Annotated in this window: 24 protein-coding genes and 1 other RNA gene; 21 read left to right on the top strand and 4 right to left on the bottom strand. The window is 41.4% G+C overall.

Annotated elements, in window-relative coordinates; genetic code table 11:
- Positions 1-342 (top strand): transposase (locus E4T71_RS01810; RefSeq protein WP_194181234.1); only part of this gene is annotated, 342 nt, incomplete at its 5' end.
- A gap of 49 nt (positions 343-391) precedes the next feature.
- Positions 392-1,234: an aldo/keto reductase gene (locus E4T71_RS01805; protein ID WP_135035984.1), complete on the top strand. Its 843-nt coding sequence runs from the start codon at positions 392-394 to the stop codon at positions 1,232-1,234.
- A gap of 53 nt (positions 1,235-1,287) precedes the next feature.
- On the opposite strand, the gene E4T71_RS01800 is transcribed toward E4T71_RS01805, so the two are convergent.
- Both E4T71_RS01800 and E4T71_RS01795 read right to left on the bottom strand, forming a co-directional pair.
- The gene (locus E4T71_RS01800; RefSeq protein ID WP_135035981.1) at positions 1,288-1,959 is read right to left on the bottom strand and encodes a TrkA family potassium uptake protein; all 672 of its coding nucleotides are present in this window, start codon (positions 1,957-1,959) and stop codon (positions 1,288-1,290) included.
- A gap of 11 nt (positions 1,960-1,970) precedes the next feature.
- Positions 1,971-3,326: a TrkH family potassium uptake protein gene (locus tag E4T71_RS01795; RefSeq protein ID WP_135035978.1), complete on the bottom strand. Its 1,356-nt coding sequence runs from the start codon at positions 3,324-3,326 to the stop codon at positions 1,971-1,973.
- Between the two features lie 129 nt (positions 3,327-3,455).
- Here E4T71_RS01795 and rsmH point away from each other — a divergent pair, with 129 nt between their 5' ends.
- The 11 genes from rsmH to nadE all read left to right on the top strand — a co-directional run bounded on the left by rsmH (position 3,456) and on the right by nadE (position 14,525).
- Positions 3,456-4,403 carry a 16S rRNA (cytosine(1402)-N(4))-methyltransferase RsmH gene (gene rsmH / locus E4T71_RS01790; protein WP_135035990.1) on the top strand — a complete coding sequence of 316 codons (948 nt, stop codon included), beginning with the start codon at positions 3,456-3,458 and terminating at the stop codon, positions 4,401-4,403.
- A 10-nt stretch (positions 4,404-4,413) separates the two neighbouring features.
- Positions 4,414-4,725, top strand: coding sequence for a cell division protein FtsL (ftsL, locus tag E4T71_RS01785; RefSeq protein WP_135035975.1), 312 nt, complete (start codon positions 4,414-4,416; stop codon positions 4,723-4,725).
- Positions 4,722-6,989 (top strand): penicillin-binding protein PBP2X, encoded by a 2,268-nt coding sequence (gene pbp2X, locus E4T71_RS01780; protein WP_135035972.1) that lies wholly within the window; start codon positions 4,722-4,724, stop codon positions 6,987-6,989. The genes ftsL and pbp2X overlap by 4 nt, the downstream gene beginning before the upstream one ends.
- Before the next feature lies 1 nt (position 6,990).
- Positions 6,991-7,983, top strand: a complete 993-nt coding sequence (gene mraY, locus E4T71_RS01775; RefSeq protein ID WP_135035969.1) for a phospho-N-acetylmuramoyl-pentapeptide-transferase — start codon at positions 6,991-6,993, stop codon at positions 7,981-7,983.
- 81 nt (positions 7,984-8,064) lie between these two features.
- The gene (locus E4T71_RS01770) at positions 8,065-9,405 is read left to right on the top strand and encodes a DEAD/DEAH box helicase (protein ID WP_135035967.1); all 1,341 of its coding nucleotides are present in this window, start codon (positions 8,065-8,067) and stop codon (positions 9,403-9,405) included.
- A 17-nt stretch (positions 9,406-9,422) separates the two neighbouring features.
- Positions 9,423-10,181: an amino acid ABC transporter permease gene (locus E4T71_RS01765; protein ID WP_135035964.1), complete on the top strand. Its 759-nt coding sequence runs from the start codon at positions 9,423-9,425 to the stop codon at positions 10,179-10,181.
- 10 nt (positions 10,182-10,191) lie between these two features.
- Positions 10,192-10,938: an amino acid ABC transporter ATP-binding protein gene (locus E4T71_RS01760; RefSeq protein WP_135035961.1), complete on the top strand. Its 747-nt coding sequence runs from the start codon at positions 10,192-10,194 to the stop codon at positions 10,936-10,938.
- Positions 10,939-10,940: 2 nt separating this feature from the next.
- Positions 10,941-11,144 (top strand): DUF4059 family protein, encoded by a 204-nt coding sequence (locus E4T71_RS01755; protein WP_135035958.1) that lies wholly within the window; start codon positions 10,941-10,943, stop codon positions 11,142-11,144.
- 69 nt (positions 11,145-11,213) lie between these two features.
- On the top strand, positions 11,214-12,125 hold the full coding sequence (gene trxB / locus E4T71_RS01750; RefSeq protein WP_135035955.1) for a thioredoxin-disulfide reductase: 912 nt from the start codon (positions 11,214-11,216) through the stop codon (positions 12,123-12,125).
- A gap of 118 nt (positions 12,126-12,243) precedes the next feature.
- Complete coding sequence (locus E4T71_RS01745; protein WP_135035952.1) at positions 12,244-13,704, top strand: nicotinate phosphoribosyltransferase; 1,461 nt, start codon at positions 12,244-12,246, stop codon at positions 13,702-13,704.
- Positions 13,701-14,525 carry an ammonia-dependent NAD(+) synthetase gene (gene nadE / locus E4T71_RS01740; RefSeq protein WP_135035949.1) on the top strand — a complete coding sequence of 275 codons (825 nt, stop codon included), beginning with the start codon at positions 13,701-13,703 and terminating at the stop codon, positions 14,523-14,525. Before E4T71_RS01745 ends, nadE begins: the two co-directional genes overlap by 4 nt.
- 50 nt (positions 14,526-14,575) lie before the next feature.
- On the opposite strand, the gene pbp1a is transcribed toward nadE, so the two are convergent.
- Positions 14,576-16,789: a penicillin-binding protein PBP1A gene (pbp1a, locus tag E4T71_RS01735; protein ID WP_135035946.1), complete on the bottom strand. Its 2,214-nt coding sequence runs from the start codon at positions 16,787-16,789 to the stop codon at positions 14,576-14,578.
- Positions 16,786-17,382: a Holliday junction resolvase RecU gene (gene recU / locus E4T71_RS01730; protein ID WP_135035943.1), complete on the bottom strand. Its 597-nt coding sequence runs from the start codon at positions 17,380-17,382 to the stop codon at positions 16,786-16,788. The genes pbp1a and recU overlap by 4 nt, the downstream gene beginning before the upstream one ends.
- Before the next feature lie 65 nt (positions 17,383-17,447).
- On the opposite strand from recU, the gene E4T71_RS01725 reads away from it, so the two are divergent.
- The 8 genes from E4T71_RS01725 to rpoZ all read left to right on the top strand — a co-directional run bounded on the left by E4T71_RS01725 (position 17,448) and on the right by rpoZ (position 24,731).
- Positions 17,448-17,981 carry an SLOG family protein gene (locus tag E4T71_RS01725; RefSeq protein ID WP_135035940.1) on the top strand — a complete coding sequence of 178 codons (534 nt, stop codon included), beginning with the start codon at positions 17,448-17,450 and terminating at the stop codon, positions 17,979-17,981.
- Positions 17,982-18,043: 62 nt separating this feature from the next.
- Positions 18,044-18,406: a cell division regulator GpsB gene (gpsB, locus tag E4T71_RS01720; RefSeq protein WP_135035937.1), complete on the top strand. Its 363-nt coding sequence runs from the start codon at positions 18,044-18,046 to the stop codon at positions 18,404-18,406.
- A gap of 17 nt (positions 18,407-18,423) precedes the next feature.
- Positions 18,424-18,790, top strand: an RNA gene (gene rnpB, locus E4T71_RS01715) — RNase P RNA component class B.
- 51 nt (positions 18,791-18,841) lie between these two features.
- Complete coding sequence (locus E4T71_RS01710; RefSeq protein ID WP_135035934.1) at positions 18,842-20,008, top strand: class I SAM-dependent RNA methyltransferase; 1,167 nt, start codon at positions 18,842-18,844, stop codon at positions 20,006-20,008.
- Between the two features lie 10 nt (positions 20,009-20,018).
- Positions 20,019-21,596: a cell division site-positioning protein MapZ family protein gene (locus E4T71_RS10435; protein ID WP_135035931.1), complete on the top strand. Its 1,578-nt coding sequence runs from the start codon at positions 20,019-20,021 to the stop codon at positions 21,594-21,596.
- A gap of 440 nt (positions 21,597-22,036) precedes the next feature.
- On the top strand, positions 22,037-23,644 hold the full coding sequence (locus tag E4T71_RS01700; RefSeq protein ID WP_135035928.1) for a ribonuclease Y: 1,608 nt from the start codon (positions 22,037-22,039) through the stop codon (positions 23,642-23,644).
- Between the two features lie 120 nt (positions 23,645-23,764).
- Complete coding sequence (gene gmk / locus E4T71_RS01695; RefSeq protein ID WP_135035925.1) at positions 23,765-24,391, top strand: guanylate kinase; 627 nt, start codon at positions 23,765-23,767, stop codon at positions 24,389-24,391.
- A 25-nt stretch (positions 24,392-24,416) separates the two neighbouring features.
- The gene (gene rpoZ, locus E4T71_RS01690) at positions 24,417-24,731 is read left to right on the top strand and encodes a DNA-directed RNA polymerase subunit omega (RefSeq protein ID WP_135035922.1); all 315 of its coding nucleotides are present in this window, start codon (positions 24,417-24,419) and stop codon (positions 24,729-24,731) included.
- Positions 24,732-24,790: the final 59 nt, after the last annotated feature.

The following is a 24,790-nucleotide window of genomic DNA, read 5'->3' as shown; positions in this document are numbered from 1 at the left end:
TGTAATACGGCTTGGATGAATGAATTTTTACGACAACTGTCAGAAGCTTACCCTAACGACTATATTATTTTGGTGATGGATAATGCGGTTTGGCATAAATCACAGACATTGGATATTCCTAGCAATATTGAATTTACATTTATTCCACCTTATACACCAGAGATGAATCCGATTGAACAAGTTTGGGCAGAGATTCGGAAATTAGGATTTAAGAACAAAGCATTTAAATCATTGAATGACGTCATTGATCAGTTGCAAGAAGTTATCCAAAGCTTATCAACTACTCGCTTACGATCGATTGTCCATAGAGAATGGATATCTGCTAATTTTGATTCTGAATGAGTATTAGATTTTGCTATAGTGGATATAGGAAAACAAAGGAGGACTGAAGATGGAAGTGTATACTCTGGCAAATGGTTTGACGATTCCGAAGATTGGTTTTGGAACCTGGCAGATTCCAGAAGGGGAATTGGCTTTTCAGTCAGTATCTTATGCGCTAGGAGCAGGTTATCGGCATATCGATACAGCTCAGATTTATGGAAATGAAGCTAGTGTTGGGCGAGCGATTGCTCAAAGTGGACTTGAGCGCAAGGATATTTTTCTAACTACTAAGATTTGGAACGACAAAATTGGGTTTGAAGATAGCCGTGCATCAGTTATTGAATCGATGGAAAAATTAGGTGTTGATTACTTGGATCTAGTCCTTATCCATTGGCCGAATCCAGTTGCTAGTCGCGATCGCTTACCATGGCAAGAACGAAATGCTGCTGTTTATCGTGCATTGGAGTCATTATATCGAGAAGGGAAAGTTAAGGCGATTGGTGTGTCGAATTTTATGATTCATCATTTAGAGGCGTTGATGGAGACGGCAGAGATTCGACCTCATGTTAATCAGATTATGTTAGCACCAGGAACACCTCAAAAGAATTTGGTTACTTATTGTCAGTCTAAGGATATTCTGCTGGAAGCTTATAGTCCTTTTGGAACAGGAACCCTGTTTGAGAATGAGGAAGCAGGACGCTTGGCGCGTGAAGCCGGTCTAACCCTAGCTCAGTTAGCCTTGGCTTGGTCATTAGATAAGGGCTTTCTTCCCCTACCGAAATCGACGAGTCCGGAAAATATTCAAGCTAATTTAGCAATTGAGAGTTTGAGTATCTCCTCTCAGGCAGTTGAGGTATTGGATCAACTTCAAGGAGTGAAAGGACAGATGGATCCTGACCAGGTTGATTTTTAGTAAAGAAAAAGAAGTCACTCAGAATCATAGGATTTTGAGTGACTTCTTTTAGATTAAAGGAGATTAATAATCTTTTCGAAATTATCGACAATCTTACTTTCAGTAACGGCCATGAGTAATTCTCTTTCCTTAAAGATATAGCGGGGAGTGAGATGGATGTTTAGGTCACTTTCTTGATGTTCCCGAAAGCCGATAATGTTGAGTTGGAAATGTTTGCGTAATTCCAGGTCAGCCAAAGATTTTCCAATCCACCGTTTAGGAGGGTAAAATTCAATGATAGAGACATCTTTATCCAATTGAATAATATCGGTGGTATCCCTGTGCAGGATGTGTTTGGCCAGGGATACACCGGTTTCTCTTTCAGGAGAAATAACACGATCGGCACCAATTTTTTCGAGAACTTGGCGCGTGGTTTTGCTTTTGACTTTAGCGATTACTTTTTCAACTCCGAGTGTCTTACAGTGCATAACCGCAAGAACACTGGATTCCAAATGTTGTCCGGTAGCTACGACGACTGTGTCACAAGTATCGATACCAGCAGCTTGTAAAAGGTCGAAATCGGTAAAATCACCGACAACCCCATGTGTGAGCAGGGGTTCGACGTGGTTAATGGCATCTTCATGGTCATCAACGGCAATAATATCACAGTCAAATTTACTGAGGGTATTGACAATACTGCATCCAAAGACCCCAAGTCCTAGAACGCCGATAGTAGGTTTGGCCATACAATTCCTTTCTAGCCAACCAAAAGATTGGCCTTGGCATATTTTAGAGTTGATTTTCGGCTAGGTTTCCGATCCGCGAAAGAAATTAAAAGGGTGAGCGGACCGATGCGGCCCATAAACATGAGCAACATGATGATGGTTAGACAGGCATTATTCAAAGTCGACGTTAGATTAGCGCTAACCCCGACGGTAGATAGTGCAGAAACAGCCTCCATCATGACATAGAGGAAACGATGGCTATCACCATCAAAATAAGATAGGAGGGCTAGACTAGACATGAGGGAAACAAAGTAGACCATTAGAATGGTGAAAGACTTTTGAACAGTCTTTGGAGACACGCTTCGTTTCCAAAGATTGACATGGGGAAGTCCGAGAATCTCAGCTCGGGCATAGGCTAATAAAACCAAGAAAGTTGTAACCTTTAGTCCTCCCGCAGTTCCCCCAGGTGCCCCTCCGATAAACATTTGATGGACAAGGAAAATAATACTTGCTGGTCGCATCTGGGTGAAGTCAACGGTTGAAAAACCCGCTGTTCGAACAGTTACACTTTGGAAAAAGGCAACGAGGAAGCTATCCCAAAAATTCAAGTCTCCTAAGGTAGCTGGATTGTGATATTCCGTTATTAGGGTTGAAAGAGTTCCGAATGCCAGTAAGAAACCAGAAGCACCAAGAACGACTTTCGTGTGAAAACGAAGCCGTTTGAGAGGGTGCTTTTCTGATAAATTGGTCTGGAGGTCAAACCAAACGGAGAACCCTAAGCCTCCCGTTATAATGAGTAATGAGATGGTTAAGATAACCAAAGGATCTGTCTGGTATTGAATTAAACTAGACCGTCCTAAATTATCAAAACCTGCATTACAAAAGGCCGAAACTGAGAGAAAAATGGAGGTGAAGAGCCCGTCGGACCATCCTAATAGAGGTACGAAACGAAAACTTAAAAGGAAGGCTCCCACTCCCTCAATTAGAAATGTAATCAAAAAAACGGATTTGAGAAAATTTTTCAGGGATTTTGGTTGGGTATAGTTGGTGCTTTCTTGAATAGCTGCTCGATTTGAAAAACTTAATTTTTGTTGGAATCGTAGATAAAACAGTCCAATAAAGGTAATAAACCCAAGTCCACCAATTTGAATCAGAATCAAAGCGATCAGCTGTCCCCAAATGTTGTAGGTTTCTGAAAGAGGAACAACTGAAAGACCAGTAACACAGACCATGGAAACTGCCATGAAGAGATGGTCAAAATAAGTTGCTAAAGATGTTGGAGTCTGAGCAAAAGGCAGGCTCAAGGCAAGCGACCCAAGAAAACTGACCAGAGCAAAACTTATAAAAATTCGCCGGGCAGGAGGTTGCTTGGATAAAAAATGAAACATAGACTCGACAATCCTTTTGAAATGATGTGTTTATTCTACCATATTTTTGTAAAGGTGAAGCAAGTAAAATGGAGTCCTTGAAGGGTGATTTTTGAAAAAGGTCGGGCTTTAGGGTATAATGATTTGGATATGAAAAAAGAATTCCATCATGTAACAGTTTTATTAAAGGAAACAATTGATTCCTTAAACATCAAGGCTGACGGTGTCTATGTGGACGCTACCCTAGGCGGTGCTGGTCATAGTGAATACCTTTTGTCACAATTGAGTGATGAGGGGCATTTGTATGCCTTTGATCAGGACGAAGAGGCGATTGCTCATGCGAAAGTCCGGCTGGCTCCCTATGTAGAGCGAGGAATGGTTACTTTTATTCAGGATAATTTTAGGAATTTGCAAACAGCATTAGCCCGTCAGGGAGTGACAGCCATTGATGGAATTTGTTATGACTTAGGAGTCTCCAGTCCTCAATTGGATCAGCGTTCTCGTGGTTTTTCCTATAAGCAGGACGCTCCTTTAGATATGCGGATGGATCAGTCAGCGGCTTTGACCGCCCATCAAGTGGTGAATACTTACGCGTATGAGGACTTGGTGCGCATCTTCTTTAAATATGGGGAAGATAAATTTTCAAAACAAGTGGCTCGTAAAATCGAAAGTGCGCGGAAATTAGCACCAATCGATACGACTACGCAATTAGCGGATATGATTAAATCTGCCAAGCCGGCAAAGGAACTTAAGAAAAAAGGGCATCCTGCCAAGCAGATTTTTCAGGCTATTCGGATAGAGGTGAACGATGAGTTAGGGGCAGCGGAAGTCTCTCTTCAACAAGCCATGGAACTCCTCAAACCGGGTGGACGTATTTCGGTTATTACCTTTCATTCATTAGAAGATCGTTTGACGAAGGTCTTGTTCAAAGAGGCTTCAACCATTGAAATTCCCAAAGGCATTCCACTTTTACCGGAACAAATGGAAGCAGACTATCATCTGGTGAATCGTAAGCCGATTCTTCCAAGTCAAGAGGAATTGGAAGTTAATAACCGGGCTCACTCAGCGAAATTGCGTGTATTAGAAAGAATAAAATAAGGAGCTCTTTATGGCCCAAGAAGCTAGAAATATTGGGATACTGAGACGTCCCTTAACCAGTCTAGAAAAAATTTTTTATGGAACAATTGTAGCGACGACAGTGATTGTCGCTATTGCAACGATTTTTTTACAGACCCAGATGCTTCAGGTGGAGCGAGATTTGGCTCATTTAAATGCACAAGTTGAGACCAAGGAAACGGAAATTACTGAAGTTAAGCAACAGATTAATGAATTAAGTCGTCAGGATCGTTTCCGGAAGATAGCGGAGGAGCAAGGGATGACTGTGAAAAATGATAATTTAGTAACGGCGGAAAAACCATGAAACGTTTTTGGCAACGAATTCGTCACTTTGTTTTGAAGGGACGTAAATCACCTAGTGAGAATCGGCAAAAGGTCGGAAAGCAGCTAAGTGTCTTAACTGTCTTTCTCTTTTTTGTCTTTTTGATAAACTTTGCTGTCATTATCGGTACAGATACCAAGTTTGGAGTAGACTTGTCTGAAGCAGCTAAACGAGTCCATCAAGAAATTCGTGTAAATCCCGCAAAACGTGGAACCATTTATGATCGTAATGGCATTCCTATTGCAGAAGATTCAACTACCTACAATGTGTTTGCTGTTATTGACAAGGAATACGTTTCGGCAAAAGGTGAGAAATTGTATGTGGATTCTGATCAATTTGCTCAGGTAGCTGAATTGTTCAAAGAATATCTGGATATGGAGCCAGATTATGTATTCAAACAGTTGGGACAAAAGGACTTGCGTCAAGTATCGTTTGGAACTAAAGGAAATAATCTTTCCTATGGCACTATGACGGAAATTAAAGATGCAGCTGAGAAAGCGGGTATTAAGGGAATTGATTTTTCCACAAGTCCCAGTCGTAGTTATCCAAATGGTAACTTTGCTTCTCAATTTATTGGCTTAGCTCAATTAACAGAGCATGAAGATGGAAGTAAGACACTTGTAGGAAATACCGGTTTGGAAGCCTCTATGAACAGTATCCTCGCTGGAACCGATGGTGTCATTACTTATGAAAAGAATCGACAAGGCAGTGTGATTCCTGGAACTGAGAAAGTAGAGAGTAAGCGTATAGATGGTCAAGATGTTTACACAACCCTATCTGCTAACTTACAAACCTATCTAGAAACAAAGATGGATGCCTTTCAGGAAAAAACGCAAGGTAAGTGGTCGACTGCCACACTTGTGTCTGCTAAAACAGGAGAAATACTAGCCCATACGCAACGTCCAACCTTTAATCCAGATACGAAAGAAGGTTTGGATGATGAAGATTTCACTTGGTCTTCCTCCCTCTATCAAAGTAACTATGAGCCGGGTTCGACTTTAAAAGTCATGACTCTAGCTTCAGCGATTGATAATAACACTTTCCCACCTAATGAGCTTTTTGATAATACTCAGTTGAAGGTTATCGATGCGACCATTCGGGACTGGTCTGTCAATAATGGTACTTCTTCTGGTCAGGTTATGAGTTTTGCCCAAGGTTTTGCCTATTCTTCAAACGTTGGGATGACCTTATTAGAACAAAAAATGGGGGATGACAAGTGGTTGAATTACCTTTCTAAATTCCGATTTGGAGTACCAACTCGCTTTGGAATGGGAAATGAATCGTCAGGTTTGTTACCGGCGGATAACCTTGTTTCCATCGCTATGTCATCCTTTGGACAGGGGATTTCCGTTACGCAGATTCAGTTGCTTAGAGCCTTTACTGCCATTGCTAATGATGGTGTCATGATTCAACCTAAATTTATTTCGGCTATCTATGATCAAAAAGAAGATGCAGCACGAAAAGCGAGTCTAGAAATTATGGGAAATCCTGTTTCTGAAAAGGCGGCTCGAGAGACCAGGGAATATATGGTCACGGTTGGTTCTGATCCCTTTTATGGAACACTTTATGATAAGTGGTCCTCTGATCTAAGTCTACAAGGCCCCATCATTCGTGCAGGCGGTAAGGATGTAGCGGTGAAGTCTGGTACTGCGGAGATTGCTAAAGAAGATGGAACGGGTTATTTGGAGGGGACTTATATGAACTCCGTTGTAGCCATGTCTTCAGCAGAGGATCCAGATTTTATTATGTATGTAGCGACGGCACAACCTGAACATTTCGATCCGTTGATGTGGCGTGATATTGTTAATCCTGTTTTAGAAGAAGCCCTAGCAATGAAAGATACTCTCAATTTGGTAGAGCCAAGTCCAATTTTGGACGATGTGTCGAAAGAGTTGGCCTATAAGATGCCGAATACTTCCGAAATATCTCCGGGGAATCTAGCGGATGTTCTACGTCAAAGTGTGGTACAACCGATTATATTGGGGACAGGAACCTCTATTCGTAAAGTTTCTGCTAATGCTGGAGACAAGTTGAAAGCCAATCAACAAGTGTTGATTCTTACTAATAGCTTTGAAGAAGTTCCAGATTTCTATGGTTGGAATAAGCAGATGATTAAACAATTTGGCAAGTGGATGGATATCGAAATGGACATTCGTGGTTCGGGCAGTCATGTTGTCAGTCAGAATGTGGATCCGAATACATCATTAAAGAAAATCAAAAAAATAAAAGTAACCCTGGGAGACTAATATGAATAGCGTAATTTTTGTCAGTGTCATTTCCTTTGTGCTGACAGTTCTATTGATGCCCATTTTCATTCAAACCTATAATAAGGCTAAGATTTCTGGTCAACAGATGCATGAAGATGTGAAGCAACACCAAGCCAAGGCTGGAACGCCTACCATGGGAGGGATTGTTTTTCTTTTGGTAGGTAGTCTTGTAGCCTTGTTGAGTCTAATTTGGTCTGGGAACTGGACCGCTAGCGCTGGGATGATTTTGCTGATCCTAGTATTGTATGGCACGGTTGGTTTTTTGGATGATTTCCTGAAGGTTTTTCGTCGAATTAATGAGGGGCTAAATCCACGGCAGAAGTTAATTTTACAATTACTAGGAGGTTTCCTCTTCTTCTTGTTTGCGGATAATAATACGGGGACTTTGAATATCTTTGGATATCTTTTGCCCTTAGGTTTTCTCTACCTTTTCTTTGTCCTTTTCTGGCTAGTTGGATTTTCCAATGCAGTGAATTTGACGGATGGGATTGATGGTTTGTCAAGTATCTCAGTTGTGATTTCGCTTGTAGCCTATGGTGTTATTGCGTTTATGCAAAGACAATGGGACATTCTTTTGGTAATTGCTAGTATGATTGGTGCTCTACTTGGTTTCTTCCTTTATAATCGGAAGCCTGCTAAGGTCTTTATGGGGGATGTTGGAAGTTTGGCACTTGGAGGTATGCTAGCAACCATTTCGATGGCTCTCCATCAGGAATGGACTCTCTTATTAATCGGCTTGGTTTATGTCATTGAAACTACATCCGTTATGTTGCAGGTAGCCTACTTCAAATACACTCGTAAAAAATATGGTGAAGGCCGTCGTATTTTCCGAATGACTCCTTTTCACCACCATTTGGAATTGGGTGGATTGACCGGCCGTGGTTCCGCTTGGTCGGAATGGAAGGTAGATTTCTTCTTATGGGGGATTGGATTTGTCATGTCCTTGATAACTCTAGCCCTTTTATATCTCTAAATGATCAAGGTTGGATTCCCCAACCTTTTTTCCTTTTTCCAATATGGTATAATGAAAGGAAGTTAGAAAAGGAAGTGACGCATGAAATTTACTGATTTTCAATTAAAGGACTTTCTTCAGCAAGCCCTGAAGGAAATCAATTTCCACCAACCGACAGAAGTTCAGGAAAAATTAATTCCGGTTGTTTTAAGTGGAAAGGATTTGGTTGGAGAATCCAAGACTGGTTCGGGTAAAACCCACACCTTCTTATTACCGATTTTTCAGCAATTAGAGGATTCAGATGTTACTCAGGCGGTTATCACGGCACCAAGTCGAGAGTTGGCTGAGCAAATTTACCAAGCCTGTAAGCAGCTGGCGAGCCACGCACCCTTTTCTGTACGTTTAGCAAATTATGTGGGCGGGACGGATAAGGTACGTCAGATTGAGCGTCTTACGAAGAGTCAGCCGCACATCGTAATCGGGACACCAGGTCGGATCTATGATTTGGTGGCAAGCGGTGATTTGGATATTCATAAAACGAAGACTTTGGTTGTGGATGAGGCCGATATGACCTTGGACATGGGATTCTTGGAGACAGTGGATCGTATTGCTTCACGATTACCAAAAGATGTTCAGATTTTAGTCTTCTCAGCAACTATCCCACAAAAACTCCAACCTTTCCTCAAGAAGTATCTACAGCAGCCTGTCATGGAGAAAATTGCTACCAAGACGGTTATCTCAGATACAATCGATAATTGGTTGGTTTCGACTAAAGGACGTGATCGGAATGCCCTAATTTATCAAATGTCTCAGATGATGCAACCCTATTTGGCCATGATTTTTGTCAATACTAAGGGACGGGCAGAAGAGCTCTATCTGTATTTACAGGAGCAAGGATTAAAAGTTGCACGTATCCACGGGGATATCCCAGCCCGTGAACGGAAACGGACGATGAATCAGATTAAAAATCTGGATTATACTTTTGTGGTAGCCACAGATCTTGCAGCACGTGGAATTGATATTGAAGGGGTTAGTCATGTGATAAATGATGCGATTCCTCAAGACTTATCGTTCTTTATTCACCGAGTTGGAAGAACTGGGCGGAATGGTTTAGGTGGCATCGCCATTACTCTTTATTCGCCACAGGATGACACTGCTATTCGTGATTTGGAAAAAATGGGGATTCGCTTTACTCCCAAAGAAATCAAGAATGGTGAATTTGTTGAGACCTATGATCGAGATCGTCGGGCGCAACGTGAGAAAAAACGGGAAAAACTGGACACTGAGATGATTGGCTTGGTGAAAAAGAAGAAGAAGAAAATCAAACCAGGCTATAAGAAAAAAATCCAGTGGGCCGTGAATGAAAAACGAAGAAAAACTAAACGGGCTGAACGCAGAGCCCAAGGCCGTGCAGAACGGAAGGCTAAGCGTCAGATCTTTTAGGGATTAAGAGGTAGTATATGATTCCTAACTTAGGAGTAACTTTTTACGAAAATTTAATGAACAGTTTGCCAGATGGTCAATTGTTTAGTTTGAGAGCGGTTTTTGATGGACTTCCAAGAATTTTAGAACGTCTCCCGATTACTCTTGGATTAACGCTTGCAGGATCCATTTTTGGTTTGTTTTTAGCGATTTTATTCGCATTGGTTAAGATTCGTCGGATTCGGATTTTGTACCCGATTCAAGCTGTTTTTGTTAGTTTTTTACGGGGAACGCCAATTTTGGTGCAACTCATGCTGACTTACTACGGGATTCCCCTTCTTTTGAAGGCTTTAAACCAGAATTTGGGAACAGACTGGAATATTAACGCAATCCCCGCAGCAGTCTTTGCGGTTGTAGCTTTTGCTTTTAATGAGGCAGCTTATGCCAGTGAGACCATTCGTGCAGCTATCTTAGCTGTAGATCCTGGTGAAATGGAGGCAGCACGTAGTTTAGGAATGACAGAACAGCAAGTTTATCGTCGAGTTGTCTTCCCCAATGCAGCTGTCATTGCTCTTCCGACCTTGATTAACAATTTAATCGGTTTGACGAAAGGGACATCTTTGGCATTTAATGCAGGAGTTGTTGAAATCTTTGCCCAGGCTCAAATTTTAGGTGGGGCGGATTATCGCTATTTTGAACGCTTTATTTCAGTCTCACTTGTTTATTGGGCTGTCAGCATTTTGATTGAGCAGTTGGGTCGTTGGTGGGAACGTCGTCTAGCAATTGGTGATGATTAGGAGGTCTTAGATGATTACCATTAAAGGATTAAGTAAAAAATTCGGCAAACAGATTGTCTTGGACAAGCTAGATGTAGACATCCATCAAGGGGAAGTCATTGCTCTGATTGGTTCTTCAGGAGCGGGGAAGTCAACATTTCTACGGAGCCTTAACTTTTTGGAAAATGCGGATGCTGGAACCATTCAAATTGATGATAAGTTATTAGATGTTAAAACTGCTAGTAAGGAAGATATTCTGGCTCTTCGTCAGAGCTTATCGATGGTCTTTCAACAATTTAATCTTTTCTCGAGACGGACAGTTTTGGAAAATGTAATGGAAGGGTTAGTCCAGGTAAAAAAAATGCCCCTACCAAAGGCTAAGGATTTGGCTCTCAAGGAATTAACTAAGGTTGGATTGGCGGATAAGGTTGATCAGTATCCGAAACAACTTTCAGGTGGGCAAAAACAGCGAGTTGGTCTAGCTCGTGCCTTGGCTATGAAACCGAGTGTTCTTTTACTAGATGAACCGACTTCTGCTTTGGATCCAGAGTTGGTTCGTGAAGTAGAGAAGGCGATTAGCCAGGCTGCTCAGGACGGGCAAACAATGATTTTGGTTAGTCATGATATGGCCTTTGTTGAGCAAGTAGCTGATCGGGTTTTATTCTTAGAAAAAGGAAAAATTATCGAAGAGGGAACATCAGATCAAATTTTTCATCATCCTAAGCAAGAACGGACTAAAGATTTCTTGGCGAATTACCGTAGAGAAGAGGCTGTCTAAGAATGCTGGCACAAATGTTGACTCTCTATTTTCAAAGTTTATTGCTGACAAGTGCAGCTACCTTTCTGATAGGATTGGTTTTCTATGTTCGTGGGGTGGCTAAGGGGAATACGAGGCGGCAAATGCGACATGAAGTTCTGATTACTTCTTGTTTAGTTGTTCCGATTTTTTCCTTTGCAGTTATGGCTCTCTTGATTGTCTTCTAGGTCGCTTTTCTTGAAATTGGAGACACAGGGGTCTATAATGACAGTAGAAGAATTCTAAGGAGTAAGTTTATGTACGATACGATTATTATTGGAGCTGGTCCAGCTGGAATGACAGCTGCTCTTTATGCAGCTAGGGGTAATCTCAAGGTTGGTCTCTTAGAGCGTGGGATTCCTGGAGGTCAGATGAATAATACCGCAGATATTGAAAACTATCCAGGTTTTGCCAAAATTTCTGGTCCGGAATTGGCAGATCAAATGTTCCAACCATTGGAAGGCTTTGGAGTGGAGTATATTTTTGGAATGGTTGAATCGATTGAGAATAAAGAGGATCATAAGGTGATTCATACAGATTCCGGTGATTTCCAAGCCAAAACGATTATTGTGGCAACAGGATCTGAGCACCGTCACTTGGGAGTTCCTGGTGAAGCAGAGTATAATAGTCGCGGTGTTTCTTACTGTGCGGTCTGTGATGGAGCATTTTTCCGTGGTGAAGATATCCTAGTAGTCGGTGGTGGAGACTCAGCTGTGGAAGAGGCTTTGTTCTTAGCACAAATGGGAAAAACAGTGACGATTGTTCACCGTCGCGATGAGCTCCGTGCTCAGAAAATTCTACAAGATCGAGCCTTTGCTAATGAAAAAATCCGTTTCATCTGGGATACAGTTGTCAAGGAAATCAAAGGCGATGATCGCAAAGTTCAAAGTGTTGTTTTGGAAAATGTCAAAACTGGCTTGGTGACGGAAGAAGCTTTTGGAGCTGTCTTTATTTATGTTGGTTTAGACGCGGTCAGTGACTTTGTAAAAGATTTAGGCATCACAGATGAAAATGGTTGGATTCCAACAGATAAGGAAATGAAAACAAGTGTAGAAGGTATCTATGCTATTGGTGATGTTCGTCAAAAAGATCTTCGTCAAATTACTACTGCAGTTGGAGATGGCGCTATAGCAGGACAGCAGGTCTATAAATATATTTCAGAACAGTAAGTTTGAAGGCTGGATTTTCCAGTCTTTTTGTTTTTTCTGAAAATAAGCAGAAAATGATTATCTTTTTCCAGTTTCCGTCATATGGTATAATAGGACTAGTATTTTTGAAGGAGTCTATATGTATCCAGATGATAGCTTAACCTTGCACACGGATTTGTATCAAATTAATATGATGCAGGTCTACTTTGAACAAGGTATTCATAACAAACGGTCTGTGTTTGAGTTATACTTCCGTAAATTGCCTTTTAAAAATGGTTATGCGGTTTTTGCTGGTTTGGAGCGGGTGATTCAGTATCTAGAGAATTTACGTTTTACAGAGTCTGATTTAGATTATCTCCGAGCTCAAGGTTATAATGAAGATTTTCTCAGCTACCTTGCGGATTTTCGTCTAGCATTGACGGTACGCTCTGTTCAGGAGGGAGACTTGGTTTTTGCTAATGAGCCTCTAATGCAGATTGAAGGACCTTTAGCTCAATGTCAGTTGGTAGAAACGGCCTTGCTTAATATTATTAATTACCAGACGTTAATCGCAACGAAAGCGGCTCGTATTAAGTCCGTTATTGGAGACGAGCCCTTATTAGAGTTTGGAACTCGGCGAGCGCAGGAAATGGATGCGGCCATTTGGGGAACCCGAGCCGCCTTTATTGGGGGCGCTTCTGGAACCAGTAATGTTCGTGCTGGAAAACGGTTTGCTATTCCTGTTCTTGGAACGCATGCCCATTCACTTGTTCAAGTCTACGGCAATGATTATCAAGCTTTTAAAGCTTATGCCCAAACCCATCGCGACTGTGTTTTTTTAGTTGATACATACGATACGCTTCGTCTAGGTGTTCCTGCAGCTATTCGGGTAGCCAAGGAAATGGGAGATCAGATCAATTTCTTAGGAGTTCGGATTGATTCAGGGGATATTGCTTACATTTCAAAAAAAGTGCGCCAACAGCTAGATGATGCAGGTTATACTGAGGCGAAAATTTATGCCTCCAATGATTTAGATGAGACAACGATCCTCAATCTCAAGATGCAAAAGGCTAAAATTGATGTTTGGGGGGTCGGAACGAAACTTATTACAGCCTATGACCAGCCTGCTCTAGGTGCAGTTTATAAGATTGTCTCGATTGAAGACGAAATGGGACAAATGCATGATACTATCAAGCTTTCCAGTAATGCGGAAAAGGTATCAACCCCAGGTAAAAAGCAGGTATGGAGGATTACGAGTCGGGCTAAAGGCAAGTCAGAAGGTGATTATATTAGCTTTGCAGACCAAGACGTTAATCAGCTGGAGGAATTGGATATGTTCCATCCAACTTATACTTATATTAATAAGAAGGTTAGGGATTTTGAAGCTGTTCCTATGTTGGTTACAATTTATGATGCTGGTCAGCTCAGCTATCAGTCTCCTAGTTTAGTGGACATCCAGCATCATGCACGTACAGCCTTTGACAATTTATGGGATGAGTACAAACGGGTTTTAAATCCTCAAGATTATCCGGTAGATTTGGCACGTGATGTTTGGGAAAACAAGATGAACTTGATTGAAAAGGTCCGCCGTCAAGCTTTAGAAGAAGGAGTCGATGCATGACTTTACAAGAAAGGATTATCCAAGCACTAGGGGTGAAAGCAGAGATTGATCCCCAAGTAGAAATCCGTCGGAGTATGGATTTATTGAAAGAGTATCTCTTGAAGAATCCCTTCCTGAAATCCTATGTTTTAGGGATTTCTGGAGGTCAGGATTCTACTCTAGCTGGGTGTCTGGCTCAGATGGCGATTGAGGAATTGCGTGAGGAAACTGGAGACACTAGCTATCAATTTATCGCAGTCCGTCTTCCTTATGGCCAGCAATTAGATGAAGCCGATGCTCAAGCAGCTTTAGAATTTATCCAAGCTGATCAGGTCTTAACGGTCAATATTAAAGCGAGTGTTGATGCCTTGGTTTTGAGCTTACAAGAAGCAGGACAAAAGATTTCCGATTTCAATAAAGGGAATGTGAAAGCTAGAGCACGTATGCAGGCTCAGTATGCGATTGCTGGGGCTCAGAAAGGGGCTGTTATTGGGACGGATCATGCTGCTGAAAATTTGACGGGCTTCTTCACTAAGTTTGGCGATGGAGCGGCAGATATTCTACCCTTGTATCGTTTAAATAAGCGTCAAGGCCGTCAGCTTTTGCAAGCTTTAAAGGCCCCAGCACGACTTTATGAGAAGGTACCAACGGCTGATCTTGAAGAAGAAAAACCTCTTTTGGCAGACGAACAAGCGCTTGGTGTTTCCTATCAAGCTATTGATGATTACTTAGAAGGTAGAGTGGTTGCAGATCCAGTGCGAGCAAGGATTGAAGAACTATGGTTTAAATCTGAGCATAAACGCCATTTGCCAATTACAGTTTTTGATGATTTCTGGAAATAATCAAAGAAGGTGAAAAATCCCTGAGTTAGAGAACTCAGGGATTTTTCAGATTATTCAAATCCAAATTGATTTTGACTATTGGTTGTTGTTCCAGTATTCCCGTTGGAAGAAGGAAGAGTATTTGGATTTGGGAATACATCATTCACTGTAGTGGATGAGGAGGTTGTAGTATCATTTGAAGAAGAGGAACTTAAGATGTTTGAACTAGAATTTGAAGTAGTAAAATCATCTTCTTCATCTTCGCCATAGTTTGAATTGTAATTTGGTACCTGTCTTGTTCCACGTGCAGCGTTGGATGTGTCCGCACCATTTTTGAAGATGTAGCTTCCACTGCGGTATAGCCCACTAGGCATTGGGAAGTCATCATTTCCATTTGGATGGAGGAAGGTCATCATATTACGATAAACACTTGTTGCCACATCAATTCCATCATCAAGGACTGGAGTGAAGCGATTGTTATAACCAGTCCAAACAGCCATTGCATATTGTGGTGAATAGCCTACAAATAATTCATCGGGAGCAGCAATGTAAGAACCAGCTGTTGAACGGGTAAGTTTAGCAACCTCATCGTCGCCATAGTTTGAAGTACCAGTTTTACCAGCTTGGTAGAGGCCTGCGATTGCAGCATTACGACCGGTATTATGAGTTAGAACGGTTTTTAACATATCTGTGATCATGTAGGCAGTTTGCTCAGACATGGCACGATTTCCTTTATCCGTTAGATCTTGAGAAGTTCCATCTTGATAAACGACTCGGTTAACGTATTGAGGTTTGTAGTAGGTTCCACCATTAGCAAAGGCAGCATAGGCTGCAGCCATTTTTTCAGAGCTTGCTCCATATTGACGATCGGAGATCGTTGTATTACTTGAGATAGCATTTGCGTAAACCATATCAGGATAATTGATGCCTAGACCGTTAAGAAATTTGAGGGAATCTTCTAATCCAACAGCTTCTAAAGCTCTAACGGCTGGGACATTTCGTGAATCTTGGATGGCATATTGCAAGGTAATGGTACCGAGGAAACGACGGTCATAGTCATATACAGGCGTATTGCTACCAGGATAATCGTAAGGTGTATCATAGACATAGGCACCAGTGGAATCATAAATTCCATATTCGATAGCAGGTGCATAATCTGTGATAGGTTTCATAGAAGAACCGAAGTCACGGTTTGTTTCAACCGCTTGGTTGGTACCGAAGGAAACGTTGTTGGATTGATTTCGTCCACCTAATTGAGCCACAACTCTACCATTGCTTACATCGACAATAGTTGAAGCCACTTGCATCTCGTCATCTGGATAAGCAACATAGTCGTATGTGTTGTAGATGTTCCAAAGTTGTTGTTGTGCTTCAATGTCAACATTGGTATACACTTCCATACCAGTTGTCAAAAGATTATTACCAGTCTCTTGTTCAACTTGTTCAATAACTTGTTTGAGGTAGTTGTCGAGATAAGCTGGATAACTTTCTGTACGACGTAAACTTTGAAGTCCATCTGTGATTGGGGTATTGATCGCTTGTTCGTACTGTTCAGCAGAAATGTAATTCATTTCTTTCATTTCACTTAGAACAAGATTTCGCCGTTCCAAAGCAGCTTCTGGATTGGAATAAGGATCATATTGGTTTGGTGCTTGAGGCATACCAGCCAATAGAGCTAATTGAGGAAGACTCAAATCTTTTAATTCCTTACCATAATAACTTTGGGCTGCGGTTTTCATCCCGTAGTTTCCATTAGACATATAGACCTTATTAATGTAGTAGGTCAAAATTTCTTGCTTAGTTGCCTGCTGTTCTAGCTGCATAGCCAACCAAGCTTCGCGAGCTTTACGACTAAGCGTTTGATCTGAGGCAGCAGTTGAAAAGTAGGTTAGTTTGATTAATTGTTGCGTCAGAGTTGAACCACCCTGCCGGCTACTGGAAACTAGATTGTTTAAAGCAGCACCGCCAATCCGAATGGAATCTATTCCACGGTGATCAAAGAAGCGGTGGTCTTCAATCGCAACAATGGCATTAACTAGTTCAACAGGAATTTCTTCTGGTGAAGCATTTTCACGCTTCTCAGATCCTAAGTCCGCAATCAAGTTATTTTGATTGTCATAGATCTTGGACGAAGTTGTTGCAATCAGCTCTTCTTCTGAAAGGGTTGGAGAAGTAATTGCAAAATAAGCAAAAACGATTCCTCCAAGTGCAACAAGTGTTAAAAAGAGCGAGACTAGTCCGAGAGCAATCATTTTGCCCAATCTGGACCATGAAAAATTCTTCATTTAGAATTACCACCTATTAAATGTTCTTCAATAATTTCCAAATAGGGTACGCTGGGAAAGGCCCCTAAAGTAATGAGGTAACCTTTTTCCCGAATAAACTCTATAGGAAGGGATTTCCAATGTTCTTGGAAACTTTGAATGAGGGCTTCTGCTGGTAGCAGATATGTCTCTTGCAATGTTGAAAAGTGTAAGAGTGCGAAACAAATTCCGTCCTGCTCAAGTACCTGTCCCATATGCTCTATTTGATGGGGATGGAAGTTTTTAAGAGGCATTGCTGTTTTTTGTCGAGTTTCTTTGGCCTCAAAATCAATGTAATGACCCTTATAAACACCAGAGTAGTCCGTCGTAGAAGCCTGTCTAAAATAGGCTTCTACAATTTTAGCGCGGCTCCTTTGTGGATAGTCAACTTTTACAATTTGAACAGGAGTTGGCTTTTTATGGATGACTGCCATGCCTTTTATGAGATAATAGGAATTAGTCTCGTTGAGCATTTTTTCGAAGGACATTCCACGGTTGGCAAAATTCGTTTTGCCTTGCGACTGGCTTCTATGAGCTAGATGATGTCCTGCGAGCTTAGATGGGTATTGTACCATATATCTTCCTTTACAACATTACACCCATCCATTATACCACACTTTAGAAAGAGAGACGGTTAAAAATGGCGACACTCTTAGCAGCAGGATATACTAGTTTTGATTTAGGTTTATTTGCTCCCAAAGATCCTCGTATCCCCATTATCAAAAGTCTTCTCAAACGTACTTATCAACGTTATCTAGACCAAGGGATTGATTATATTGTTTTTCGTGGACAATTAGGTTTTGATGCGTGGTCCTTAGATGTTTTGGAGGAGCTTCGGCAAGAGGGATATGATTTTCAGATAGCGTGTGTATTTTGCTTTAAAGATCAAGGGAAAAATTGGAATGAAGCCAATCAAGAAGTCTTAATGCGGTTTAAACAGCTGGATTATGTAGCCGCTGCTTATGAATATTATGAAAATCCAGGACAGTTGAAAGCTTATCAAGATTTACTTCTGAGACATGCCCAAGAAGTAGTGTTACTCTACGATGAAGAAAAGCCAACAAATTTAAAATATCTAAAAGAAGCTGTACAAGAAAAAGGAATCCCCTTACAAATGTTAGGTTTTTACGAATTAAACGAAGAAGCAGAAAATTTTTCAAAAGATAAAGGCTAACCCTTGCTAAAAGAAACAAATATTTTATATAATTAGATTTATAAATCAGAACGGAGAGAGAGATGGCCAGTATTAAGTATACCTCGAAAGATATTTTTGACAAAGATTTCAAGACAGCTGTAAGAGGTTATAATAAAGAAGAAGTTGATGAATTTTTAGATGATATTATAAAAGACTATGAAACCTATGCAGCTCTTGTTAAGGAATTGCAGCAAGAGAATCAGAAATTGAAAAAAAATACTGCCAAACCAGTAGAGCAGCCTCAGATTCAAGCGCAGGTTCAACCGCAAGTTCAACCGTCCTATGCACAGACAGCCTTACCTAAAGAACAGGCTATGTCTGTGTCTAATTATGATATTTTACGTCGTTTGAATCGTTTGGAGAAGGAAGTATTCGGCAAGCAAATTGCTGAAAGAGGTTTATAATCGAAGAGAACAGTGTAGTTTTCGGATAATCGCATATCTGCTTGTCAGGTATGAGGAAAGTCCATGCTAGCACCAGCTGTGATGCTGGTAGTGTTTGTGCTAGGCGAATCCATAAGCCTAGGGACGAGAAATCGTTACGGCGATCGAAAGAGCTAAGTCTTTGGATATGTTTGAATAGATCTGAAAGTGCCACAGTGACGTAGTTTTTCTGGAAACAGAAAAAGTGGAACGCGGTAAACCCCTCAAGCTAGCAACCCAAATTTTGGTCGGGGCATGGGATGCCTGGAATCCGAACGGAGCATCCTGACCGGTATTCCGGTAGACAGATGATTATCGAAGGAAATAAGACCTAGTTATTTCCGGAACAGAACATGGCTTATAGAGAATTACACATAGGTAGCTAGCGTATGCTAGCTTTTTGTATAGAGGAATAAGATGAAAAAAGAATTTCAAATGGTTGCAACTGCAGCTGCAGGTTTGGAGGCCTTAGTTGGCCGAGAACTTCGGGACTTAGGGATGGAGTGTCAGGTTGAAAACGGAAAAGTTCATTTTCAAGGAAAGCAAGAAGAGCTTATGAAAGCAAATCTTTGGTTGCGGACTGCTGATCGCGTAAAATTAGTGTTAGGGCAGTTTCCAGCAAAGACTTTCGAAGAACTTTATCAAGGAGTCTTTGCTATTGACTGGCAAGACTATCTACCTCTCGGTGTCCAATTTCCTGTTTCTAAGGCTCGATGTGTACGTTCCAAGTTGCACAATGAACCTAGTGTGCAGGCCATCACCAAAAAAGCGGTAGTTCGTAAAATGCAGAAAGTTTATGCCCGTCCAGATGGTGTTCCTTTGCCAGAATCTGGTCCTGTTTTTTCAATTGAGGTCTCTATCCGAAAGGATCAGGTGACAATCATGTTGGACACTAGCGGGGATAGTCTCTTTAAGCGGGGCTACCGTACAGATAAAGGAGGGGCACCTCTGAAAGAAAATATGGCGGCAGCTTTGGTGAATTTATCAAACTGGTTTCCAGATAAGCCTCTTTTAGATCCTACTTGTGGATCAGGGACTATTGTCATTGAGGCAGCTATGAAAGCTTTAAATATAGCTCCAGGTTTACGTCGTTCTTTTGCTTTTGAAAGCTGGCCATGGATTGATCAAGAACTTTGGCGGCAATTAAAAGAGACGGCGTTAGCAGCTCAGCAAGATGATGTAGAGCTAAGCATTATGGCTTCTGATATTGATGGTAGAATGGTGGAGTTAGCTCGAGAAAATGCCAAAAGAGCCGGTGTACTTTCCTATATAACTTTTAAACAAATGCGATTGCAAGACTTTCAGACAAATCTTATCAATGGAGTGGTTATCTCAAATCCGCCTTACGGAGAGCGTCTAATGGATGATGAGGGCGTATCTCGTTTGTACCAGGAGATGGGGGAGACTTTTGCACCACTTAGAACTTGGAGTAAGTTCATTTTAACCAGTGATGGTCAGTTCGAAGAGAAGTATGGAAGCCTAGCGGATAAGAAGAGAAAATTGTATAATGGAACTCTAAGAGTTGATTATTACCAATATTATGGGGAACGTGTGAGACGATCGGATAGTGGTTCCCAAGCGTGAGGAGGTAGAGATGTCGAAGAAAGATGGAATTCCGACAAATTCAGATAATGAGAGCATTTTGGATTTAGAGCAAGCTCGTGATATGACAGTTGCTGAAGCAGCGAGAAGGAATGCAGAGACGAAAGCAGGTATTGTTCCGACTGATAACGCACTTGATAAGTACATCAAGCAAAATAAAGCGAAAATCCAAGAAGCAAAATTTGATACTCAAACCATTGATCTGTCTGAAGCGGCAAAGGCAGTTAATGAAGCCATTGTTTCTGAATCTTTGATTAAGGTGGGAACGATCTTTGATAGTCAAGCTATCCCTACGGGAAATATGGATTCAGCAGATTTGGAGAAGACGGCTGTCTTTGATGAGATTCCGATGGTTGTTGCAGAGGAAGACGCGCTTGCTAGTGCTTCTGCTGATGCTGGGGTAACTCCAGAAGCAGATGCTGTAAGCACAGGGAGTCAGTTGGCTAAGGACGAAGATTCCGAGATTGCTGCTAAAGTTCCGTTTTATAAGAAAAAATTGTTTATTTATTCATCTGCTGCTGCCTTAGCAATTCTGGTTTTAGGTGGAACTAGTTATGCGCTTTTGCAACAATCGCAGCAAATTTCACAGAAAACAGTTTCTTCTTCCTCTTCTTCTACTAAAAAATCCTCTTCCAGTTCAAGTCAGGATGAAAAAACGGTGGAGGAGAACTTGAAGTCCTTTAATACACTGTTGGATAGCTTTTATCTTTCAACTGAAAAGACTGCTTTAAAAAACAGTTCCTTTGGTGATTTACCTAAATTGCAAGAAACCTTAAATAAATTAAAAGGTACTAAGGAATATGATAAGGCTAAGGAAGCATACGATCAGTTGTCAAAAGAAATCTCTGCTATTCAGGATCTAAATGCGCAGTTTGAATCTCCAGTCTTAGTAGATGGTGAGATTAAAACAGATGCTAAGCCTAAGGCAAATGCGACTTTCGGGGATATCGATAGTGGGAATGAAAAACTGAATGAATTGATTAAGCAAGGTTTGGAAAAAGGACGGCAGGAAGCGGTAGCAGCTCCAGCACCTCAGACTGCCAATAACAGTACTGCTGGAGTAGTCACACCTGAAGTTGCAGCACCTGCAGTTGTAGCACCTGAAGTTGCGACACCGACAGTACCAGCTTCTACTGCACCAGTAGATTCTGCCCAGATTGTTGCACCTGCTACAACGACCATTTCACCAGGAGGTCAGTCTTATCCAGCTATGGTCGTAACTCCGGCGGAAGCGACCCCAGTGGTACCAGCAGGAGGGGGATATATTGATTGGGGAATTAAAATTCAGCGGGAGCTAAGTCGAGTTCCTTATGATCCTGCAAAATTAGTGGATACTGAAAACCCTGCTTGGTTCTTTACTCCAGGTATTCTTGAGCGGATTTTGGATGACGCTAGACGAGATGGCTATATTGTAGGAAATCAATATATTCTCGAACGTGTAAATATTATTAATGGAAATGGTTATTTTAACCTCTTTAAACCAGATGGAACCTATCTCTTTAGTATCAATGCTAAGACAGGATATTATGTGGGAAATGCACCTGGTGGAGCTGATAACCTAGACTATTAAAGGAAATGAGGCTGGGAAAAATCCCGGTCTTTTTCTATATAGAGAAATGGTTTTGACATAGTGGTTGATTGGCTTAGATAAAAAGGGTTAGCATTTCATAAGAACGTCTCACATTTTTTGATTCAATCACTTAAAGAATTCATTTTGAACTATAGACTTATAGGGAACAAGATTGTACGGAAAAGTTCTTATACGAAAATGAACAGCTCCCATATGGATTTTAAGTAAAATTCGGAGTTATCTCAAACCATTGCTGCCCATGCTTTGAGCGAGTGCTGGTTGATGATCCATGTAAAATACAAATGGCAATCATGGCTTGATAGCTATCAGTGGAAGTCCGCAATGGTATTTTTCACAAATTTTCACAATAAAAAAGCCATTTGTGATAAAATAATAAGGAATGTAATGAAACATTCACGATAAAAATATGAGGTGAAAACATGGTAACAATTGGATTGTTTGTTTTTGCCGTCATCATTGGTTTAGGAGTTGGAAGTGTGATTGCTCTAAAAGCAGCTGCTAAAAAGCAGGAGGCAGCAGAGTTAGCACTTTTAAATGCTGAGCAAGAAGCGACAACTGTTCGTGGTCAGGCGGAACGAGAAGCTAAATCCCTTGTGAAAGAAGCAAATCGTGAAGTCAAGGCCCTTAGAAAAGAAGCTTTGCTAGAGGCAAAAGAAGAAGCTCGGAAATATCGAGAAGATGTAGCCGCGGAATTCAAAACGGAACGTCAAGAGCTTAAAGAAACCGAGAGCCGCTTGGCTCAACGTGAAGGCAACTTAGATCGGAAAGACGAAAAGTTGACTCGAAAAGAAGAGTTGTTGGATCAAAAGGAACAATCTCTTGATGAACAATCTAAACAAATTGATGCACGTCAGGAACGTGTTGCTGTCCTTGAAGAAGAAGGGCGAGCAGAGTTGGAGCGTATTGCAAGTTTGACGCCGGAACAGGCTAAAATGATTATTTTAGAGGAGACTGAAGTGAAGTTAACCTCTGAAATTGCCAATCGCGTACGAGAAGCTGAGTGGGAAATCAAGGAGCGCTCGAACAAGGTCGCTAAGGATATCTTAGCTCAGGCTATGCAGCGAATGGCTGGAGAATTTGTTTCAGATCAGACCAATGCAATCGTTCATTTACCCGATGATAATATGAAGGGACGTATTATTGGCCGTGAAGGTCGCAATATTCGTACTTTTGAAAGTTTGACAGGGATTGATGTTTTAATTGATGATACTCCAGAAGTCGTAGTGCTTTCAGGATTTGATCCGATTCGCCGCGAAATTGCTCGGATGACTATGGAGGCTTTGATTAAGGATGGACGTATTCATCCAGCTCGCATTGAGGAATTAGTTGAGAAGAATCGTTTGGAAATGGACCAACGAATTCGTGAATATGGTGAGAATGCGGCCTATGAAATTGGCGCACCTAATTTGCACCCAGATTTGATGAAAATGATGGGACGTTTGCAATTTAGAACATCTTATGGACAGAATGTCTTACGTCATTCCATTGAAGTGGCGAAGCTATCAGGGATTATTGCTAGTGAGCTAGGAGAAAATCCAACTCTAGCTCGTCGCGCTGGCTTTCTACATGACCTAGGAAAAGCGATTGACCGTGAAATTGAAGGTAGCCACGTAGAGATTGGAACCGAATTAGCTCGTAAGTATAAGGAACATCCGGTTGTTATCAATACGATTGCCAGTCACCATGGTGATGTGGAACCGACTTCTGTTATCGCTGTTATTGTTGCAGCTGCAGACGCCTTGAGTGCTGCTCGACCAGGTGCTCGTAGTGAGTCCTTGGAGAACTATATCCAACGCTTGCGTGATTTAGAAGACATTGCTACTGAATTTGAAGGTGTTCAATCGAGCTTTGCCTTGCAAGCAGGTCGGGAAATCCGAGTGATGGTCAACCCAACTAGACTCAAAGATGATCAGATGACGGTACTGGCTCACAAGATTCGTGAAAAAATCGAAAATAACTTGGAATACCCTGGTAATATCAAGGTTACCGTTATTCGGGAAACACGTGCAATCGAGTTTGCAAAATGATTTTTAAAAAGTCCTTGCTTCGAAAAGAAGCGGGGCTTTTCCCTTTCCTAGCGAGAAAATTGGTTGAAAAAGGAAGTCTTTTTTGGTAGACTAGACTCTAAAGACAATGAAGGAGAATTCATGGCTGATCGTGGCTTATTAATAGTTTTTTCAGGCCCATCCGGTGTAGGAAAAGGGACTGTTAGACGAGAGATTTTTGAAAGTTCAGAGAATCAATTTCAGTATTCTGTATCCATGACCACCAGAGAGCAGAGACCCGGAGAGGTCGATGGTGTGGACTACTTTTTCCGAACTCGTGAAGAGTTTGAGGAACTAATCCGTCAAGGTCAGATGTTGGAATATGCAGAGTATGTCGGTAATTATTACGGAACACCCCTTAACTATGTAAATGAGACCTTAGATAAAGGAATTGATGTTTTCCTAGAAATTGAGGTACAAGGGGCTCTCCAAGTTAAACAAAAAGTGCCTGATGCGGTCTTTATCTTCTTGACTCCGCCTGATCTCGATGAATTGCAGGGACGCCTAGTTGGTCGTGGAACAGATTCGGCTGATGTGATTGCGCAACGCATTGAAAAGGCGAAGGAAGAAATTGCACTGATGCGAGAGTATGATTATGCGATCGTAAATGATGAAGTTTCTTTAGCGGCTGAGCGCGTTAAAAGAGTTATCGAAGCAGAGCATTTTCGTGTAGATCGGGTGATTGGTCACTACCAGGATATGGTTTGTGAGACTGCAACCGTTCGTTAATTCATTAGAAAAAGGTATCTAAATTATGATGTTGAAACCCTCTATTGACACCCTGCTTGACAAGGTGCCATCTAAATATTCACTTGTTATTCTTGAAGCTAAAAGAGCTCATGAATTAGAGGCAGGTGCAGAACCAACCCAGGATTTTAAATCTGTTAAGTCAACCCTTCGTGCTTTGGAAGAAATTGAAGCAGGCAATGTGATTATTCATCCTGATCCAGAAGCTAAGCGAGAATTGGTTCGCGTTAAGGCAGAAATTGAACGCCAACGTCAGGAAGAAGAAGAAAAGAAAATCAAAGAACAAATTGCCAAAGAAAAAGAAGAAGGTGGCAAAATCTAAGCTTACAGGTGTGCTACTTGTCTTAGAGTCTACAAATGAGGGAGCCTATGGGAAGATGA

This window comes from Streptococcus sp. WM07, from assembly GCF_004570525.1.
Classification (GTDB): domain Bacteria; phylum Bacillota; class Bacilli; order Lactobacillales; family Streptococcaceae; genus Streptococcus.
Note: the sequence above shows the minus strand (reverse complement) of the source record. Positions and strands in the feature narration are given on the sequence as shown.

What these genes read in the sequence shown, in the direction of transcription:
- E4T71_RS01770 (WP_135035967.1), top strand. Translation starts at nt 8,065, where the DNA reads ATGAAATTTACTGATTTTCAATTAAAGGACTTTCTTCAGCAAGCCCTG.
- gpsB (WP_135035937.1), top strand. Translation starts at nt 18,044, where the DNA reads ATGGCCAGTATTAAGTATACCTCGAAAGATATTTTTGACAAAGATTTC.
- nadE (WP_135035949.1), top strand. Translation starts at nt 13,701, where the DNA reads ATGACTTTACAAGAAAGGATTATCCAAGCACTAGGGGTGAAAGCAGAG.
- E4T71_RS10435 (WP_135035931.1), top strand. Translation starts at nt 20,019, where the DNA reads ATGTCGAAGAAAGATGGAATTCCGACAAATTCAGATAATGAGAGCATT.
- rpoZ (WP_135035922.1), top strand. Translation starts at nt 24,417, where the DNA reads ATGATGTTGAAACCCTCTATTGACACCCTGCTTGACAAGGTGCCATCT.
- E4T71_RS01725 (WP_135035940.1), top strand. Translation starts at nt 17,448, where the DNA reads ATGGCGACACTCTTAGCAGCAGGATATACTAGTTTTGATTTAGGTTTA.
- E4T71_RS01710 (WP_135035934.1), top strand. Translation starts at nt 18,842, where the DNA reads ATGAAAAAAGAATTTCAAATGGTTGCAACTGCAGCTGCAGGTTTGGAG.
- rsmH (WP_135035990.1), top strand. Translation starts at nt 3,456, where the DNA reads ATGAAAAAAGAATTCCATCATGTAACAGTTTTATTAAAGGAAACAATT.
- ftsL (WP_135035975.1), top strand. Translation starts at nt 4,414, where the DNA reads ATGGCCCAAGAAGCTAGAAATATTGGGATACTGAGACGTCCCTTAACC.
- E4T71_RS01805 (WP_135035984.1), top strand. Translation starts at nt 392, where the DNA reads ATGGAAGTGTATACTCTGGCAAATGGTTTGACGATTCCGAAGATTGGT.
- pbp1a (WP_135035946.1), bottom strand. Translation starts at nt 16,789, where the DNA reads ATGAAGAATTTTTCATGGTCCAGATTGGGCAAAATGATTGCTCTCGGA.
- E4T71_RS01755 (WP_135035958.1), top strand. Translation starts at nt 10,941, where the DNA reads ATGCTGGCACAAATGTTGACTCTCTATTTTCAAAGTTTATTGCTGACA.
- E4T71_RS01800 (WP_135035981.1), bottom strand. Translation starts at nt 1,959, where the DNA reads ATGGCCAAACCTACTATCGGCGTTCTAGGACTTGGGGTCTTTGGATGC.
- E4T71_RS01765 (WP_135035964.1), top strand. Translation starts at nt 9,423, where the DNA reads ATGATTCCTAACTTAGGAGTAACTTTTTACGAAAATTTAATGAACAGT.
- E4T71_RS01795 (WP_135035978.1), bottom strand. Translation starts at nt 3,326, where the DNA reads ATGTTTCATTTTTTATCCAAGCAACCTCCTGCCCGGCGAATTTTTATA.
- E4T71_RS01760 (WP_135035961.1), top strand. Translation starts at nt 10,192, where the DNA reads ATGATTACCATTAAAGGATTAAGTAAAAAATTCGGCAAACAGATTGTC.
- E4T71_RS01745 (WP_135035952.1), top strand. Translation starts at nt 12,244, where the DNA reads ATGTATCCAGATGATAGCTTAACCTTGCACACGGATTTGTATCAAATT.
- pbp2X (WP_135035972.1), top strand. Translation starts at nt 4,722, where the DNA reads ATGAAACGTTTTTGGCAACGAATTCGTCACTTTGTTTTGAAGGGACGT.
- E4T71_RS01700 (WP_135035928.1), top strand. Translation starts at nt 22,037, where the DNA reads ATGGTAACAATTGGATTGTTTGTTTTTGCCGTCATCATTGGTTTAGGA.
- gmk (WP_135035925.1), top strand. Translation starts at nt 23,765, where the DNA reads ATGGCTGATCGTGGCTTATTAATAGTTTTTTCAGGCCCATCCGGTGTA.
- recU (WP_135035943.1), bottom strand. Translation starts at nt 17,382, where the DNA reads ATGGTACAATACCCATCTAAGCTCGCAGGACATCATCTAGCTCATAGA.
- mraY (WP_135035969.1), top strand. Translation starts at nt 6,991, where the DNA reads ATGAATAGCGTAATTTTTGTCAGTGTCATTTCCTTTGTGCTGACAGTT.
- trxB (WP_135035955.1), top strand. Translation starts at nt 11,214, where the DNA reads ATGTACGATACGATTATTATTGGAGCTGGTCCAGCTGGAATGACAGCT.